This window comes from Pelomonas aquatica, from assembly GCF_026712205.1.
GTDB lineage: Bacteria > Pseudomonadota > Gammaproteobacteria > Burkholderiales > Burkholderiaceae_C > Pelomonas > Pelomonas aquatica.
Window position 1 is genome coordinate 164,920 of record NZ_JAPPUW010000001.1, and the last position, 15,947, is coordinate 180,866.

Here is a 15,947-nt window from a genome sequence, read left to right on the forward strand (position 1 = left end):
CCCTACAGTGCCCGCATCCCAACGACGCCCTCATCCCGAGGGCTTGACGCCCGGCAGTTCGCTGTCCGGGCTTTTTTTGCTGCAGCGCGGCAATATGCGGCATCCCGGCCGCCGCCGGTCGAGCGCAATCCATGCCGGGCCCGGATGCTACCGGCTGCGCCAGTCGCTGGACGCCGCCACGACGGAACTGCAGGAACTGGCGCTGCGCGACCCGCTGGCCGGCCTCGCCAACCGCCAGCTGCTGGACGACCGCACCAGCCATGCGGTGGCGCGCAGCAGCCGCGACGGCGCCGGCGTGGCGCTGCTGGTGATCAACCTCGACGGCTTCAAGCCCATCAACGAGGCCTTCGGCCACGCCACCGGCGACGCCGTGCTGCGCGAGGTGGCCGCGCGGCTGCAGGCCCAGACTCGCAACCACGACACGCTGGCGCGCATCGGGGCCGACGAGTTCGCGCTGCTGCTGGAGGGCGAGGCCGGCGAGACCGCGCTGGCCCAGGTGGCCCGGCGCCTGCTGGATGCGCTGGCCCGGCCGCTGTCGCTGGGCGACGCCGAACGGCCGCTGCCGCTGTCGGCCTCCATCGGCATCGCGCTGCACGACCGCAGCGCCGAGCCCAGCCAGCCCCTGGTCTCGCAGGCCGAGTCGGCCGCCCAGGCCGTCATCGAGCTGGCCCGCTGGGCCATGCATGCACAGGCCCTGGGCGAGAACGCGAGGCTGGGCTTCGCGGACTCCACCTTCGCCGAACCAGGTGCCTAGACCTTCATGCGGTCCGGCGCCACATAGAAGCGCCTGAACTCCTCGAAAGGCAGCGTGTCGGCCGCCTCGATGCGCGCCTGCGCGGCCAGCGACTCGGCCGCCTCGGCCGCGAAGCGCTGCTGCAGCGCCTCCGGATAGGGCAGGGCCAGCAGGGCCGCGCGCGTCGCGTCGCTCTGGCGGCGCATGAAGCCGACATGGCTGTCGTCGAAGTCCTGGGCCATCACGGCCAGCATGCGCGCCGACGGGCAGAGTTCCGGGCGGCGCAGCCGCTCGCCGACGCGGGCCAGCGCCGCGCGATGGGCATTGCCGCCGTGGGCCGCGTCCAGCGCCTCGGCCTGGGCCGCGCAGGCGGCCAGGATCTCGGCGGCCCAGTCGGACAAGGACCGTTCGCCGCCCCGCCAGTGCTCCAGCATCAGGCCCGGCTCGCGGCCGCGCGCGGCGACGCGGTGCTGGTTGCGCGCGTTCGCGGCGATCTCCTCGGGCGTGTCGTCGGGGCTGTGGCTCTTCAGGCAGTGCAGCAGGAAGGCGTCGAGCACGCGCATCGTGTCGGCACCGATGCCGACCGGCTCGAAGGGGTCGAGGTCCATCAGCCTCACCTCGATGTATTCGACGCCGCGCTCGCGCAGCGCATGCAGCGGGCGCTCGCCGGGGCGGATCACGCGCTTGGCGCGGATGGTGCTGTAGAACTCGTTCTCGATCTGCAGCAGGCTGGTGGAGAGCTGGTTGTAGTCGCCGCCGGGCGTGCGCACGCCGATGGCCTCGTAGGCCGGATAGGGCCGGCTCAGCGCGTCCTGCAGCGAGGCTGCATAACTCTCCAGGCAGTTGTAGCTGACGGCGATGCTGGCCTGGGCGTCGCTCTGGTAGCCCAGACGGCCCATGCGCAGCGAGGTCGCGTGCGGCAGGTAGAGGGTGTGGCCCGACAGCCGCTGCAGGCCGTGCTCACGGCCGGCGACGAAGCTGTCGCACAGCGCCGGGCTGGCGCCGAAGAGATAGAGCAGCAGCCAGCCCTCGCGGCGGAAGTTGCGGATCGCGCCGAAATAGCCGTCCGTGCCGACGCCGGGCAGCGACCAGTTGTAGTGGATGCCCGAGATGGTCTGCATGCGCCGGCCATAGCGCTGGCCCAGGCCCATGCGGTAGATGCTCTTGGCGCGGCCCACGTTGCTGCTGCCATAGCGGCCGATGGGGATGGTCTCGTCGATCGGCAGGCCGCAGGGCATGGAGCCCACCCACAGCCGCTCGTCACCCAGCGCCTGGTAGACGGCCTGGTGGATCTCGGTCAGCTCGCGCAGCGCGTCGTCCACGCCGGCATGCACGCCGGTGATGAGTTCGAGCTGGGACTCGCTGTAGTCCGTCGTGATGTGCGGGTGGGTCAGCGCCGAGCCGAGCGCGGCCGGGTGGGGCGTCAGCGCGAGGCTGCCGCCGGGCAGCGCGCGCAGGCTTTCCTTCTCGATGCCACGGCGGATGCCGAGCAATGTCTCTTTGTCGTCCATGGCGTCCGGTTCGGCTGCAAGGCGCGACACGGTAGCAGAAGCAGCTTGAGCCTGTACGACACCGGAAATGGCTCCATGGGATAGGACAGGGACGGCCGGCGCTCAGCCCGGCGGGCCGGCGGCCATCGCCGCCGCCGCGCGGTGGATGGCGGCCCGCACCCGGACATAGGTGCCGCAGCGGCAGATATTCGTCATGGCCGCGTCGATCTGCGCGTCGCTCGGCTGCGGGTGGGCGCGCAGCAGCGCCGCGGCGCTCATCAGCATGCCGGACTGGCAGTAGCCGCACTGCGGCACCTGCTCGGCGATCCAGGCCTGCTGCAGCGCGGCCTGGGGCGTCGAGGCCAAGGCTTCGATGGTGGTGACGCTGTGGCCCGCAGCAGCGCCGACCGGATAGCTGCAGCTGCGCACCGCCTCGCCGTCCAGGTGCACCGTGCAGGCGCCGCAGGCCGCGATGCCGCAGCCGAACTTGGTGCCGGTCAGCCGCAGCTCCTCGCGCAGCACCCACAGCAGCGGCACATCGGCCGGCACGGCCACCTGGCGCGGCTGGCCGTTGACCTTCAACTTGATCACGACATCGTCTCCTGTTCGAAATGCAGGCCGCTGCGGGCGATGGGCATGGCGCGCGGGCGCCGGCCGCCGGCGGCGTGGATGGCGTTGGCCAGCGCGGGCGGCACGGTCACGGGCCCGATCTCGGCGATGCCGCCCAGCGGCCGGCCGCTCTCGACGAAATCCACGACGATGGGCGGCACCTCGGCCAGATAGGGCGGCGTGTAGCCGCCGAAGTTGTCCTGCAGCAGCCGGCCCTGCTCGAAAGTGACCTCGGCCTTCGCATAGGCCAGGCCGAAGACGGCGCCGCCCTCGAGGTTGGCGCGCGCGATGCCAGGGTCCAGCACGCGGCCGCAGTCCGCCACGCTGACGATGCGCAGCAGCCGCACCGCGTCGCCCCTGACCTGCACGTCGACGACCGTGGCCAGCAGCGAGCCGAAGGCCTCGGCAAAGGCCAGCCCCCGCCCCTGCCCGGGCGGCAGCGGCTGGCCCCAGCCCGACAGCTCGGCCGCGCGAGCCAGCACGGCCAGGCAGTCGGGCCGGTGCGCCAGCAGCCGCCGGCGCAGCGTCAGGCCATCGCTGCCGGCCTTCAGCGCCAGCTCGTCGATGAAGCTCTCCAGCCCGAACAGATTGGGGCCGAAGCCGGTCGTGCGCATCACCGAGGTCGGCACCGCAAGCCGGGCGAGGTGGAAGTCCAGCCGCCGCGCCTCGAAGCGATAGGGCGGCGGCTCCAGGCCCTCCAGCGCGCTGGGGTCGACGTGCTGCTCGTCCAATACCTTCTGGATCGGCGGGAAGACCGGCCCGAGGATGGTGGGCGACACCAGCCGCGCCCGCAGCGCGCGCGGCAGGCCGTCGGCCGCCAGCGTGGCCGACAGGCGCAGCGCGGACGCGGGGCGGAAGGCATCGCGGCGCATGTCCTCCTCGCGGCTCCAGATCAGTTGCACCGGCGCGCCCACGGCCTTGGAGATCAGCGCGGCCTGCACGACGAAGTCCGGCAGCAGGCGCCGGCCGAAGCCGCCGCCGAGGTAGGGCGTGCGGTTGACCTCCACGCGCTCGGGCGGCAGGCCCAGCACGGCCTGCAGCGCCGCCGCGGCCAGGTCCTGGCCCTGCGTGGGCGCCCAGATGACGCAGCGCTCGGCCGTCACATGGGCCACGCAGTTCATGGTCTCCATCGTCGCGTGCGCGGCGAAGCCGTTGAAGTAGTCGGCCTCGAAGACCTCGCCTTCCACCGCCGCGCCCTCGTTGACCGGCGTGGCCCACGGCCCGTCGGCCAGCGCGCGCCGGTAGTCGGCCTCGATGCGGGCCGAGTCCACGCCTGCCGAGGCCGGCGTGGGCTTGGCCGTCACGGTGAGCTTGTCCAGCGCGCGGCGCGCCTGCCAGTAGCGCGTCGCGACGACGGCCACGCCGTCGGGCAGCGGCAGCACGGCCTTGACGCCGGGCTCGCGCGCGGCGCGGCGCGTGTCCACGCGCTGCAGCTCGCCGGCGATCAGCGGCATGGTCCTGATGGCCGCGACCAGCATGCCGGGCAGCGCGAAGTCGATGCCGAACACGGCCGAGCCGTCCACCTTGGCCGGCACGTCCACGCGCGGCAGCGCGCGGCCGACGAGGCGCTGGCGGGCCGCCTCGCGCAGCCGCGGCTGGGCCGGCACGGGCAGGCCGGCCGCGGCCTCGGCCACGTCGGAGAAATGCAGGCGCCGGCCGCTGGCGGCATGCACGACCTCGGAGTTCTCGGTGTCGCACCCGTCAGCCGCCACGCCCCAGCGGGCGGCGGCGGCCTGCACGAGCATCTCGCGCGCCGCCGCGCCCATGCGGCGCATCAGCTCGTAGAAGCCCTGGATGCTCTCGCTGTTGCCCGTGAACTGCCACTGGTACTTGGGGTTCTTGAACTCGGCGCGCCGCGGTGCGGTGACGAGGTCCACCGCGGCCCAGTCCGCGCCCAGTTCGTCGGCCAGCACGGCCGGCAGCGTCGTGCCGATGCCCTGGCCGATCTCGGCCTGCGACACGACCAGCGCGACGCTGCGGCTGCCGGGCGTGATGCGCACCCAGGCGGTCAGCTCGATGGTGTCGGCAGCGGGCGCGAGCGACGCCGCACCCACCAGGCGCGCGGCCTGGGCACCGACAAGGAAGCCGCCGAGCAGGCCCGCGGCCGAGGCCTGCAGCAGGCGGCGGCGCGTGGGGTCGGGAAGAAGCTGGGTGTCAGTCATGGGCGGGTTCATGGGGTGGGGCGACGGCGAGCGCGACGACGGCCGTGCGGCAGTGGCTGGCGATGGAGCGCTCCAGGCCGACGAGGCGCTCACGCCAGCGCGGCAGCAGCGCATCCACGCAGGCCTGCACCTGGGCGGCCTCGTAGTCGTCGTGCAGCAGCCAGGTCGAGCCCGGCGCGTGGGCCTTCAGGAAGGCCGGGAAGGGCTGGGCCGCGGCGCCGCGCCGCGCCGTGGCCAGCAGCTCGCGCGTGAAGCGCTGCGAGGCCAGCACGTCCTCGCGCGTGCCGAGCCGGTCCACATGGCCGGCCACCAGCGTGTCGAAGTCATAGGCCAGCGCCTGGTCGTGCGCGTTGAGGTAGCCCTGCACGTCCGCCGCGATGCCCAGCTCCGGGTAGGGCGCGTAGCCGGGGTAGACCACGTCCACCAGCATCAGCACGCGCTGGCGCGGCAGGTGGATGAAGAGATTGCCCGCGGCGTGGTTGAGGCCGCGATCGTCCAGCTCCACGCGCTGGCCGCCGACGTCCAGGCTCAGGTGGCGCTCGAAGCGCTGCGTCGGCGGCGGCCGGCGCGGGTCGGCAGCACGGTCCAGCGCCTCGCCCACCTGCTGCTGCGCGATGACGCGGGCCTCGCGCGGGAACAACAGACCCGCCGCGCCGATATGGTCCAGGTGGGCGTGGCTGTAGATGACGTGGGTGACCGGCAGCGGCGTGACCTCGGCAATCGCCTTCAGGTAGTTGGCGCCCAGCGTCGGCAGCGGGTCGACGGCGATGACGCCGGTCTCGCTCACGACGAAGAGGGTGTTGTAGGCGCCGTCGCAAACCCACCAGGCGCCGCCACCGAGGTCGCGCAGCGCATAGCCCTTCGCGGAGATCTGTGCGGCGTCGGCCACCGGGATCGCCGACGCGCTGCCCAAGCCCAGCAAGGCCAGCAGCACGACCCACAACTTCCATCCCGGCATGGCCCTTCCCGTTCGCAGTGGCGATGGCCGGCATGTTGCGAGGCAGCCTTGGCAGCGGCAATGTCTGCGCGTCGCGATCTCTTGTCGGAATGTGCTGGCTTGCCAAGCCACGCCGTTGCCGCCAGCATCCCACCCGTTTTCAACAGAGGGATGCGATGGCGAAGCCACCCACCAAGGTCTATGCCGAGCTGGCCGGCTTCGACGTGCTCAGCGAGGTGCTGGGCACGCTGGGCCTGCGCTCGCGCGTCTACTGCCGCACCCAGCTGGCCGGGCCCTGGGCCATCGAGGTGCGTGGCTCGGAGCTGCTGCACTTCCATCTCGTCGAGCATGGCGAGGCCTGGCTGAGCATCGCGGGCCGCGCCGAGCCCGAGCCGCTGCGGCCGGGCGAAGTGCTCGTCATCCGCAGCCCGGCCGGCCACCGACTGGCCGACCAGCCGGGCAAGCGCCCGGTCGCGCCCATCGTCTTCGCCGCCGGGGATGACACCGGCCGCATGCAGCTGCTACGCCACGGCCATGCCGCCGAGCCGGACAGCATCATCGTCTGCGGGTCCTTCGCCCTGCAGCACGCGGCCGACCACCCGCTGATGCGCCTGCTGCCGTCCGTCATGCGGCTGCGCCCCGACCCGGCGGCCGACTGGCTGGGCGCCGTCGCCGGCCTGCTGAGCCGCGAGGCTGGCACGCTGCAGCCCGGCTCCGAGATCGTCATCTCGCGGCTGACCGACCTGCTCTTCATCCAGGTGCTGCGCGCCTGGATGCGCGAGCACGCACCGCGCCAGGGCTGGCTGGCCGCGCTGTCGCACCCGCAGATCGGCCCCGTGCTCGCCGCGGTGCACGAGCAGCCCGAACGCGCCTGGACCGTGGAGGCGCTGGCGGCGCTGGCCCATCTGTCGCGCTCTGCCTTTTCGGCGCGCTTTGCCAAGGTGGTCGGCGAGCCGGCCCAGACCTATCTGATGCGGCTGCGCATGCAGGCCGCCGCCCGCCTCGTCAGCGAACGCCGCGCCTCATTGGCCGAGATCGCCGCGGCGACTGGGTATGAGTCCGAGGCCGCCTTCAACAAGGCCTTCAAGCGCTGGCACGGGCTGGCGCCGGGGCAGTTCCGGGAATTGCAGGCGGAGGCGGCTTAACGATGATGAATTCAGAGTATTTTTGGCGTTGGCAACAACAGGTCGGAATTGGGCAGGTTTCGGCCACCGGCCTGTAGCGGCCGTCTGATTTGCCGTAGCGAATGTCGAATGCTTGTTGGTTCTCGATCCCAGGGGCGCCGGGCGAGCACAGGGCCCAGGGCATTGGCTGTGGCAAGCTAGGGGCTGTTCAGCGAAATCGCGTCGGAGATCACCATGACCACCAGCCTCGAATTTCTGGAAGCTGAAGCCCTGAAGCTTGCTCCTGCGGACCGTTCGCACCTGCTCGAACGACTCATCGCGAGCCTCGACTCCAACCCCGAAGTCGACGAAGCCTGGGAATTGGAAGCGGATCGACGAGAGGCGTCGTTGGAATCGGGCTCCGCAGTCGAAGTCCCCGCGCAAGAAGCCATGTATCGTCTTCGGGCAAGGTTGGCTCGGTGACCTATGCGCTTCACCCTGGCGCTGAGCAAGACATCGCTGACGCCTTGGACTTCTATGCGGAGCAGGCTGGCCTGTTGATAGCACAGCGGTTCCTTGACGAGTTCGAACGCGTTGCCGAACTGCTGGCCACGCATCCCGGCTTCGGCACGCCAACCACCAAAGGTCGCCGCGTATTTCCGCTACGCGTTTTTCCGTACTCCGTCGTCTACCGGAGCCTTGAGGCAGGCATTCGAATCGTCGTCGTACGTCACCAGCACAGAAGGCCTGGCTACGGCGGCACAAGGCGGTAGTGTCGTGGCGCACTCTCGCGGCCAGCCCGGTAGGCTGGGGTGAGCATGGCGCACCCCAGCGCTTGCACGATGGGACCGTTGGGGTTCACTTCGTTCACCCCAACCTACGTTGAACCGCTTCAGGGCGGCGAAGCAGTCCAAACGGAAGTCTGCATCGGGTCGACAACCACCCTAACCACCCCGTACCGCGCCTACAACTGCCCCGGCGCATCATGATCCGCCAGGCTCGGCCGCAGCGCATGCTCGCCGGCCTGGATGCCCTCGTGGTGGCTGAGGTAGAGCGACACGTCGTAGTGCTCCAGCCAGGCTATGGCCTTGAGGCGGTCCAGCACCGGGCCCTTGACCTCTGAAAACTCCAGCCGCAGCGATTCGGCGGCGAGGGCGCCGCGCAGTTCCTGCAGCGCGGTGAGGCCCGACACGTCGATGTGGTTGACGGGCGCCATCAGCATCAGCACGCGCTGCGGCTCGCCGACGCTTCGGCGGTGCTCGCGCACATGGGCCAGCACGACGTCGCTCAAGCCGCGCGCGTTCGTGAACACCAGGCTCTCGTCGATGCGCAGGCCGACGACCTCGGGCCGGCATTCCACCGCGAAGCGCTCGACGTTGCGGAAGTGCTGGGTGCCCGGCACGCGGCCGATGCGCGCGACATGCGGCCGCGCGGTGCGCTGGATCAGCAGCGCGATGGAGCCGACCACGCCGAGGGCCAGCGCCGCGGCTATGCTCCACAGCAGCACGGTCGCCGTCACGGCCACCATCATCAGCCCCTCGGCGCGGGCATAGCGCCAGGCCTCGCGGTAGTGGCCCAGCGTGAAGCCGCCCAGCACGGCGACGACGATGGTCGCGGCCAGCACGGGCTTGGGCAGGTGGGCCAGCGGCCCGGCCAGCAGCAGCATCGCGAGGAACATGAAGCCGGCGACGAAGACCAGGCTCCAACGCGTGTGCGAGCCGGCCTCGTGCAGCAGGATGCTGCGCGAGAAGCTGCCGGCCACGGGCATGCCGCCGGTCAGCGATGCGACGACGTTGGCCGCCGCCAGGCCGCGCAGTTCGGCCGCCGGCAGCAGCTTCTCGCCGCGGCGCTGCGCGAGCGATTCCGACACCGCGAGGCTGGACACGAAGGCCATCAGCGCGACCAGGGCCGCGGACGGCAGCAGCCGCAGCCACAGCGCCGCGTCCAGCGGCGGCAGGCCCAGCGGCAGGGCCAGCGACGGCAGCGCGCCGACCTGGGCCACGCCCTGGGCCGCCGGCGTGAAGGCCGACACCAGCATGGCCGCGACCAGCAGCAGCAGCGGCGCCAGCCGCGCCAGCAGGCGCGAGCCCGCCCGCCGCGACAGCAGCAGCAGCGCGATGGCCGCGCCCCCCCAGGCGGCGCTGGCCGGGTTGAAGCCGCCGTGGCGCGCCGACAGCAGCAGGTCGGGCAGCGTGAAGCCGGCCGCCGCGCTGCCCAGCAGCACCGGCAGCTGGCCGGCCGCGATCATCAGCGTCGCGCCGTTCTCGAAGCCGCGCAGCGCCGGCACGGACAGCAGGCTGGCCAGCGCATCCAGCCGCAGCAGCGCGGCCAGGCCGAGCACCGCGCCCACCTCGGCGGCCAGCACCAGCGCACCGGCCTCCGGCGCCACGCCGGCCGGCAGGCTGCCCAGGGCCTGCGCGATCATCAGCGCGAGCACGGCCACCGGCCCCAGGCCCAGCACCGGGCTGGAGCCCAGGGCCGCATAGGCCAGCAGCGGCAGCAGGCTGGCATAAAGACCCACCTGCGGCGGCAGGCCGGCCAGCATCGCGTAGGCCAGGCTCTGCGGAATCAGCAGCACGGCGACGACGGCGCCGGCCATCAGGTCGGCGCGCCAGTGGGCGTTCTTGTTGTCCATCAATCGACCTTCGCACCAGAGAGCTTGACGACCCGGGCCCATTTGGCCGTCTCGGCGGCGATCAGCGCGGCGAACTCGGCCGACGTGCCGCCGCCGGCCACGGCGCCCTGGCTGGCCAGGCGCTCGCGCAGCGCCGGCGTGGCCAGCGCCGCGGCGGCCTCGCGCTGCAGCCGCGCGACCTGCTCGGCCGGCTGCTGCGCCGGCGCCAGCAGGCCGAACCAGGAGCTGGCCTCGTAGCCTTTCAGCGCCGGGCCGCCGGCCTCGGCGATGGTGGGCAGCTCGGGCACGGCGGGGCTGCGCCGGGCGCTGGTGACGGCCAGGGCCAGCAGCTTGCCGGCCTTGATCTGCGGCAGGGCCGAGGGCAAGTTGTCGAACATCAGGTCCATATTGCCGGACACCAGGTCCAGCAGGGCCGGGCCGGAGCCGCGGTAGGGGAAATGCAGCATGTGGCTGCCGGTCATGCTCTTGAACAGTTCGCCGGCCAGATGGATGGAGGTGCCGTTGCCGCTGGAGGCCATGTTGAGCTTGCCGGGGTTGGCGTGCGCGACGCGCACCAGGTCGGCCACGCTGCGGATGCCATAACGCTCGGCATTGGCGGGGTTGAGCACCAGCACATTGGGCACGGCGGCCACCAGCGTGACGGGCGCGAAGTCCTTCACCGGGTCATAGGGCAGCCGCGGGTAGAGGGCCGCGTTGATCGCATGCGTGCCCACCGTGCCCATCAGCAGCGTGTGGCCGTCGCCGGCCCGGGCGACCTCGGCCGCGCCGATGTTGCCGCCGGCGCCGGCGCGGTTGTCGACGACGACCGGCTGGCCCAGGCGCTGCTGCAGCTCGGGCGCCAGCGCGCGGGCCAGCAGGTCGGTCGTGCCGCCGGGCGCGAAGGGCACGATGAGGCGGAGGGGCCGGCTCGGCCAGCCGGCCTGCGCCGAAGCAATGGGTGACGCGGGCAGCGCAAGGCTGCCGGCCAGGGCGGCGACCTGGCGACGGGTGAAGCTCATGGCGGTCTCCTCTCACATCGCCGTCCCCGCGGGGGACCGACAAGGCAGGCGCCGCGTGCAGCCAGGCGCGACTGGGCGAGGGGTCACTCTATCTGTCGACCTTGACGCCGGAAAGCTCGATGACCCGCGCCCACTTGACGGTCTCGGCGGCGATCAGCGCGGCGAACTCGCCGGCGCCGCTGCCCTGGGGCTGCAGGCCCAGCGCGCTCATGCGTTCGCGCAGCGCCGGCTGGGCCAGCGCGGCGACGGCGTCGTGCTGCAGGCGCGCGAGCTGCTCGGGGGGCTGGCCGCCGGGCGCGAACAGGCCGGCCCAGGCGCTGGCCTCGTAGCCCTTCAGCGCCGGTCCGCCGGCCTCCTCGATGGTGGGCACCTCGGGCAGGCTGGGGCTGCGCCGGACGCTCGTCACGGCCAGGGCCCGCAGCTTGCCGGCCCTGATCTGCGCCAGCGCCGCGGGCAGGTTGTCGAACATCAGGTCCATATTGCCCGCCACGACGTCCTGCCGGGCCGGGCTGTTGCTGCGGTAGGGGAAGTGCAGCATGAAGGTCTGGGTCATGCGCTTGAAGAGTTCGCCGGCCAGGTGCGTGGCGTTGCCATTGCCGCCGGAGGCGACGAGCAGCCGTCCGGGCCGGGCCGCCGCGACGCGCACGAGGTCGTCGACGCTGTGGATGTCCAGGCTGCGCGCGACGGCCGGGTTGACGACCAGCACCAGGGGCATGGTCGCGACGAGGCAGACGGGCGCGAAATCCTTGACCGGGTCGTAGGGCAGATGGCCCGACAGCAGCGGGTTGATGACGTGGGTGCCGGCGCTGCCCATCAGCAGCGTGTGGCCGTCGCCCGCGCCGGCGACCTCGGCACTGCCGATCTTGCCCTGCGCGCCGGGCCGGTTCTCGACGAACACGGGCTGGCCCAGGCTGCGCTGCAGCTCGGGCGCCAGCAGGCGCGCGGCCATGTCGGTCGCGCCCTTGACCATATAGGGCACGACGATGCGCAGCGGCCGGCTCGGCCAGGCATGGGCCGCGCCGGGCTGGGCCGCGGCCACCGACGTGCCGGCCAGCCACAGCAGCAGGCTGCGACGCTGCGTGCCCGGTGGTCGCGTCATGCCGGCCCCAGCAGCAGCGTCAGGCGCACCTGGCCGTTCAGGCAGGCGGCATCGAAGTCCTGCAGCACGGCGGCCAGCAGGTCGGCGTCGGATGCGTCGACGGCCGCGATGCCGACGGCGCGGTTGCGGCCCTCGGCCTTGGCCTTGTAGAGCACCATGTCGGCCCAGTTGACGGCCTGCTCCCAGTGCAGGTGCAGGCCCGGGCCGGCCGAGCCGCCGAGCGGAAAGCTCGCGAAGCCGATGGAGGCCGTCACGCGCAGCGGGCCCTCGTCCGTCGCGATCGGCTCGGCGCCGATGCCGCGCAGGACGCGCTCGGCCATCTGCGCGAGGTCGCCGCCGGGCAGCTCGGGCGCGAAGACGAGGAATTCCTCGCCGCCCCAGCGCACGACGAGGTCGGTGTCGCGCACGGCGGCCCGGATGCGCCGCGCGACCTCGACGATGACGGCATCGCCGGCCGCATGGCCATGCCAGTCGTTGACGTTCTTGAAGTGGTCGATGTCGACCATCATCAGCGCGCCGCGGAAGCCCTCGGCGCGGGTCGGCTCGTCGGCCGCGCGGTCGCGCTGCTCCATGACGGCGAGGAAGTGGCGCCGGTTGGACAGGTCGGTCAGCGGGTCGCGCTCGCTCTGCGCCCGCAGCAGGCTCTGGTTGGCCGTCAGCCGCGCCTGCGCGCGGCGCATGCGCAGCAGCGTGACGGCGACCAGCGCCAGCGACAGCAGCAGCAGCACGCCGACGGCGATGCCGACCTTCTGCGCCAGCTGCTGGTTCGCGAGCTGCTGGTCCTTGAGCTGGCCGTCGCGGGCCAGCAGTTCGAGGTCGCGCTGCTTGGCGGCGCTGTCGTATTTGCGGCGCAGCTCCTCCAGCGCGGAGGCGCGGTTGCGCTCGTTGGCGCGCGCGTTGAGATCGCGCTCGCCGGCGAAGGCGGCCAGCGCCTCCTTGTACTGGCCGGCCTCGGCCCAGGTGTCGCCCAGTTCGCGCAGCTCGCGGGCGCGCGGCACCAGTTCGGCCGGGTCGACGCCATACCCGTCGACCCTGGCGAGCTCCTGGCGCGCGACGTCGAACTGGCGCAGCTTGATGTGGGCGACGGCGAGGTTGTGGTGGAGCAGGCGCTCGTATTCGCGGTCGTGGAAGCGCTGCAGCACCGGCAGCGCCTTCTGGCCGCTGGCCAGGGCCTCCCTCAGCAGGCCCAGGTGCATATAGGAGTCGACGAGGTTGGAGCGCAGCAGCGCGGCGTAATGCGCGGCGCCGGCCTGCTCGGCCAGCAGCAGGGCGCCCTCCAGCGCGCTGCGCGTGGCGCCGAAGTCGCGCGCGCGGCGTTCGACGACGGCCGCGTAGTTGCGCACGCGGGCGCCGGCCAGCAGGTCGCCCTGGGCCTCGGCCTCGGCCGCGCGCAGCTCGGCGCGCGCCGCGTCGCCATGCTCCTGGGCCTGCAGCACGACGGCCAGCAGGCCCAGGCTCTGCGCGGCCAGGTATTTGTCGCCGCCGGCGCGGGCCAGGGCCAGGCTGCGGCGCGTGCTCGCCTCGGCGCCGACCAGCTCGCCGCGGTTGGACTGGTCGCGCTGCACGATGCGTAGGGCCTCCCAGGCGCTGCGGAAGTCGCAGCCCAGCTCGCGCACGGCGCGCACCTCGTCGCCGGCCGGGCAATGGGCGTTCAGGCCGCGCAGCGCGCGCGCGGCCAGCGCGCTGCCGGACCTGCCGGCGCGCTCCTGGGTCAGCGCGCGCAGCAGCCAGCTGCGGTCCGCGCCATCGGCGCGGCCCATCAGCTGCATCGCGACGGCGTCGGCCGCATCGGCCTGGCCGGCGGCCAGCAGCAAGCGGCCGCGCGCCAGCAGCCAGGCCGCCTCGCGCGGCTGGCCGGGCCCGGCATGGGCCGGCCAGCGCTGCTTGAGCTCTGCGAGCATGGCGTCGGGGTCGTCGAAGGCGCGGCGCGCGACGTCGGCCAGCCAGGCGTCCTCGTCGGCCGGGTCGGGCGCCGTGACGGGCACGGCCGATGCGAGGGCGGCCAGCACCGGCAGCAGCACGGCGAGGAGGAAGCGGCCGGGCTGGCTCATGCGGCGTTCGCGGCGGCGCCGGGGCCGCCCGTCTGGGGTTCGCCGGCCGTGCGTGCGGGGCCGCTGAGCAGCTGCAGGCCGACGAGGCCCTCGCTCCAGGCGGCTTCGAGCCGGGCCGTCAGCTGGGCGGCGGCCAGCGCATCCTCGGCCTGGATGCGGTCGATGCCATAGGCCTTGTTGCGGCCATGGGCCTTGGCGAGGTACATGACGGTGTCGACGAGGTCGATGGCGCGCTCCCAGCTCAGGCGCAGGCCGTGCGGCGGGATGGGCAGGCTGACGAAGCCGATGGAGGCGGTGACCTCGATGTCGTTGGCCGCGTGGCGCACGGGCCGGCCGCCGATGAGGTCGAGCAGGCGCTGCGCGAGCTGGGGCGCGAACATGCCCTCGCGGGTGCGCGCGACGATGAGGAATTCCTCGCCGCCCCAGCGCACGATGAGGTCGTCGTCGCGCACGGCCTCGCGCAGCCGGCGCGCGATCTCGACGAGGACGGTGTCGCCGGCGGCATGGCCGAAGCCGTCGTTGAGGCGCTTGAAGTGGTCGATGTCGATCAGGAAGACGCTGGCCGCGAGGCCCTGCTGGCCCGACAGGCCCTTGATGGCCGCCTGGAAATGGCGCCGGTTGGCCAGGCCGGTCAGCGGGTCGGTCTCGCTCTGGCGCTGCAGCGACGCATTGCTGTGGGCCAGCGCCTCGTTGGTGCGGCGCACGCGGCGGAAGGCCTGGTAGAGCAGGCCCAGCGACACGACGACGCAGCCGCCCAGCGCCGACCACAGCGCCAGCGCGAGGTTGCGCTGGCGCACCTGCCCGGCCTTGAGCGCGTTGTCGCGGTTGAGCAGCTCGATGTCGCGCGCGCGCTGCTCGGCGTCCTGGCGCTCCTGGGCCTCCAGCAGCAGCTTGCGGGTCTCCTCGCGCAGCACGCGCTCGCTCATGCGGCGGTGCTCGCCATAGGCGGCGACGGCGCCGGCCAGGTCGCCGGCCCGCTCCAGGTAGCCGGCCAGCTCCTGCCAGCCGGCCGACGCGTAGGCCAGCGAGCCCTGCTGCTCGTCCAGCGTGATGGCGGCGCGCACGTCCTCGCGGCCCTCGGCGACCCGGCCGATGACGATCTTGGCCAGGCCGATGTTGGCGCGGGCCGTGCTCTCGGCGGAGGTGTTGCGCGTCGCGCGCGCCAGCGGCAGGGCCTGCTCGGCCAGCTCCAGCGCGCGCGCCGGGTGGCCCTGGCGCAGGTGGTAGTCGGCCAGGTTGGCCAGATTGAGGGCACGCACGGAATCGGCCCCCGCGCGCACGGCCTGGTCGAGGGCGTCCGACCAGGACTGCAGCACGATGGCGGGGTCGCCGCCCTCGTCTGAGTACAGGATGCCGCGAGTCGTGTAGACGCGGTTCAGCGTCATCGGGTCGGGATCCTTCTGGGCCTCGGCCAGGGCCTGGGCGGCGATCTGGCGCGCCCGCGCCGGCGTGTCGGCACGGTAGGTCGTGAAGGCCAGCCCCATCAGGGACAGCGCCTCGCGCCAGGGCTGGCCGATCTGCTCGGCCAGGCGCAGCGCCGCATGGCCGTGGTTGAGCGCGGCGTCGAGTTCGCCGGCATCGCCGCTGATGGCGGCGAGCAGGTAGAAATGGCGCCAGCGGTAGACCGCCCCGGCGCCATTGACCTGGGCCTCGTCGAGCGCCAGCAGCTGCTTGCGCGCCTCGCGCAGATCGCCGTTCTGCAGCACGTATTCGGCGTCGATGCTGGCCGCGGCGACGGCGGCGGTCGCGCGCAGCTCGCCGGCCGGCCAGCGGCGCAGCTGCCCGGACAGTTGCTCGCTCAGCGCCCGGTCGCGCATCAGCGCCGCGAGCAGGCCACGCAGCGCGATGACGTCGAGCTGGGCGGCGCTGCCGGCGGGCAGGCCTTCGCCGCGGGCGCGCAGCTCCTGCTCCAGCCGGTCCGGCCGGGCCAGCGCGGCGCGCTCGATGCGCTCCAGATCCCGGGCCAGCGCGGCGTCGACCGGGGCCGAGGCGCCCGCCGCCGGGCCCGCGGGCGCAGCGCCGTCGCCGCCCGAACAGGCGGCCAGCAGCGTGAGCGCGGACAGCGCCACGCAGAGCTTGAATCGGGAGGCCAGGGATCGGTGCATCGAGGCGGCAGGCGCGGGGGGGCGT

Annotated in this window: 13 protein-coding genes; 4 read left to right on the plus strand and 9 right to left on the minus strand. The window is 73.1% G+C overall.

Features of this window, described 5'->3' with window-relative positions:
- The first annotated feature begins 43 nt into the window (after positions 1 to 43).
- Complete coding sequence (locus NYP07_RS00825; protein ID WP_268146358.1) at positions 44 to 754, plus strand: GGDEF domain-containing protein; 711 nt, start codon at positions 44 to 46, stop codon at positions 752 to 754.
- Here the strand turns inward: NYP07_RS00825 and gshA are convergent.
- The 4 genes from gshA to NYP07_RS00845 all read right to left on the minus strand — a co-directional run bounded on the left by gshA (position 751) and on the right by NYP07_RS00845 (position 5,952).
- The gene (gene gshA / locus NYP07_RS00830; RefSeq protein WP_268146361.1) at positions 751 to 2,244 is read right to left on the minus strand and encodes a glutamate--cysteine ligase; all 1,494 of its coding nucleotides are present in this window, start codon (positions 2,242 to 2,244) and stop codon (positions 751 to 753) included. The genes NYP07_RS00825 and gshA overlap by 4 nt on opposite strands.
- 102 nt (positions 2,245 to 2,346) lie before the next feature.
- Positions 2,347 to 2,811, minus strand: coding sequence for a (2Fe-2S)-binding protein (locus tag NYP07_RS00835; protein WP_277583799.1), 465 nt, complete (start codon positions 2,809 to 2,811; stop codon positions 2,347 to 2,349).
- A complete protein-coding gene (locus tag NYP07_RS00840; protein ID WP_268146365.1) occupies positions 2,811 to 4,994 on the minus strand; it encodes a xanthine dehydrogenase family protein molybdopterin-binding subunit in 2,184 nt (727 codons plus the stop codon). The genes NYP07_RS00835 and NYP07_RS00840 overlap by 1 nt, the downstream gene beginning before the upstream one ends.
- On the minus strand, positions 4,987 to 5,952 hold the full coding sequence (locus NYP07_RS00845) for an MBL fold metallo-hydrolase (RefSeq protein ID WP_268146367.1): 966 nt from the start codon (positions 5,950 to 5,952) through the stop codon (positions 4,987 to 4,989). Before NYP07_RS00845 ends, NYP07_RS00840 begins: the two co-directional genes overlap by 8 nt.
- 155 nt (positions 5,953 to 6,107) lie before the next feature.
- Between NYP07_RS00845 and NYP07_RS00850 the strand changes: the two genes are divergently transcribed.
- The 3 genes from NYP07_RS00850 to NYP07_RS00860 all read left to right on the plus strand — a co-directional run bounded on the left by NYP07_RS00850 (position 6,108) and on the right by NYP07_RS00860 (position 7,807).
- Positions 6,108 to 7,076: an AraC family transcriptional regulator gene (locus tag NYP07_RS00850; protein WP_268146369.1), complete on the plus strand. Its 969-nt coding sequence runs from the start codon at positions 6,108 to 6,110 to the stop codon at positions 7,074 to 7,076.
- Between the two features lie 213 nt (positions 7,077 to 7,289).
- Positions 7,290 to 7,517: an addiction module protein gene (locus NYP07_RS00855; RefSeq protein ID WP_268146371.1), complete on the plus strand. Its 228-nt coding sequence runs from the start codon at positions 7,290 to 7,292 to the stop codon at positions 7,515 to 7,517.
- Positions 7,514 to 7,807: a type II toxin-antitoxin system RelE/ParE family toxin gene (locus tag NYP07_RS00860; protein ID WP_268146374.1), complete on the plus strand. Its 294-nt coding sequence runs from the start codon at positions 7,514 to 7,516 to the stop codon at positions 7,805 to 7,807. The genes NYP07_RS00855 and NYP07_RS00860 overlap by 4 nt, the downstream gene beginning before the upstream one ends.
- Before the next feature lie 191 nt (positions 7,808 to 7,998).
- Here the strand turns inward: NYP07_RS00860 and NYP07_RS00865 are convergent, their stop codons facing one another.
- From NYP07_RS00865 to NYP07_RS00885, 5 genes are all read right to left on the minus strand, one after another.
- Positions 7,999 to 9,669: a SulP family inorganic anion transporter gene (locus NYP07_RS00865; RefSeq protein ID WP_268146375.1), complete on the minus strand. Its 1,671-nt coding sequence runs from the start codon at positions 9,667 to 9,669 to the stop codon at positions 7,999 to 8,001.
- Entirely contained in the window at positions 9,669 to 10,667 is a 999-nt protein-coding gene (locus tag NYP07_RS00870) for a Bug family tripartite tricarboxylate transporter substrate binding protein (RefSeq protein WP_268146377.1), read from the minus strand. The genes NYP07_RS00865 and NYP07_RS00870 overlap by 1 nt, the downstream gene beginning before the upstream one ends.
- An 88-nt stretch (positions 10,668 to 10,755) precedes the next feature.
- Positions 10,756 to 11,766: a Bug family tripartite tricarboxylate transporter substrate binding protein gene (locus tag NYP07_RS00875; protein WP_268146380.1), complete on the minus strand. Its 1,011-nt coding sequence runs from the start codon at positions 11,764 to 11,766 to the stop codon at positions 10,756 to 10,758.
- Positions 11,763 to 13,817 (minus strand): GGDEF domain-containing protein, encoded by a 2,055-nt coding sequence (locus NYP07_RS00880; protein WP_268146382.1) that lies wholly within the window; start codon positions 13,815 to 13,817, stop codon positions 11,763 to 11,765. Before NYP07_RS00880 ends, NYP07_RS00875 begins: the two co-directional genes overlap by 4 nt.
- Positions 13,814 to 15,922, minus strand: a complete 2,109-nt coding sequence (locus tag NYP07_RS00885; protein WP_268146385.1) for a GGDEF domain-containing protein — start codon at positions 15,920 to 15,922, stop codon at positions 13,814 to 13,816. The genes NYP07_RS00880 and NYP07_RS00885 overlap by 4 nt, the downstream gene beginning before the upstream one ends.
- Between the last annotated feature and the right edge of the window lie 25 nt (positions 15,923 to 15,947).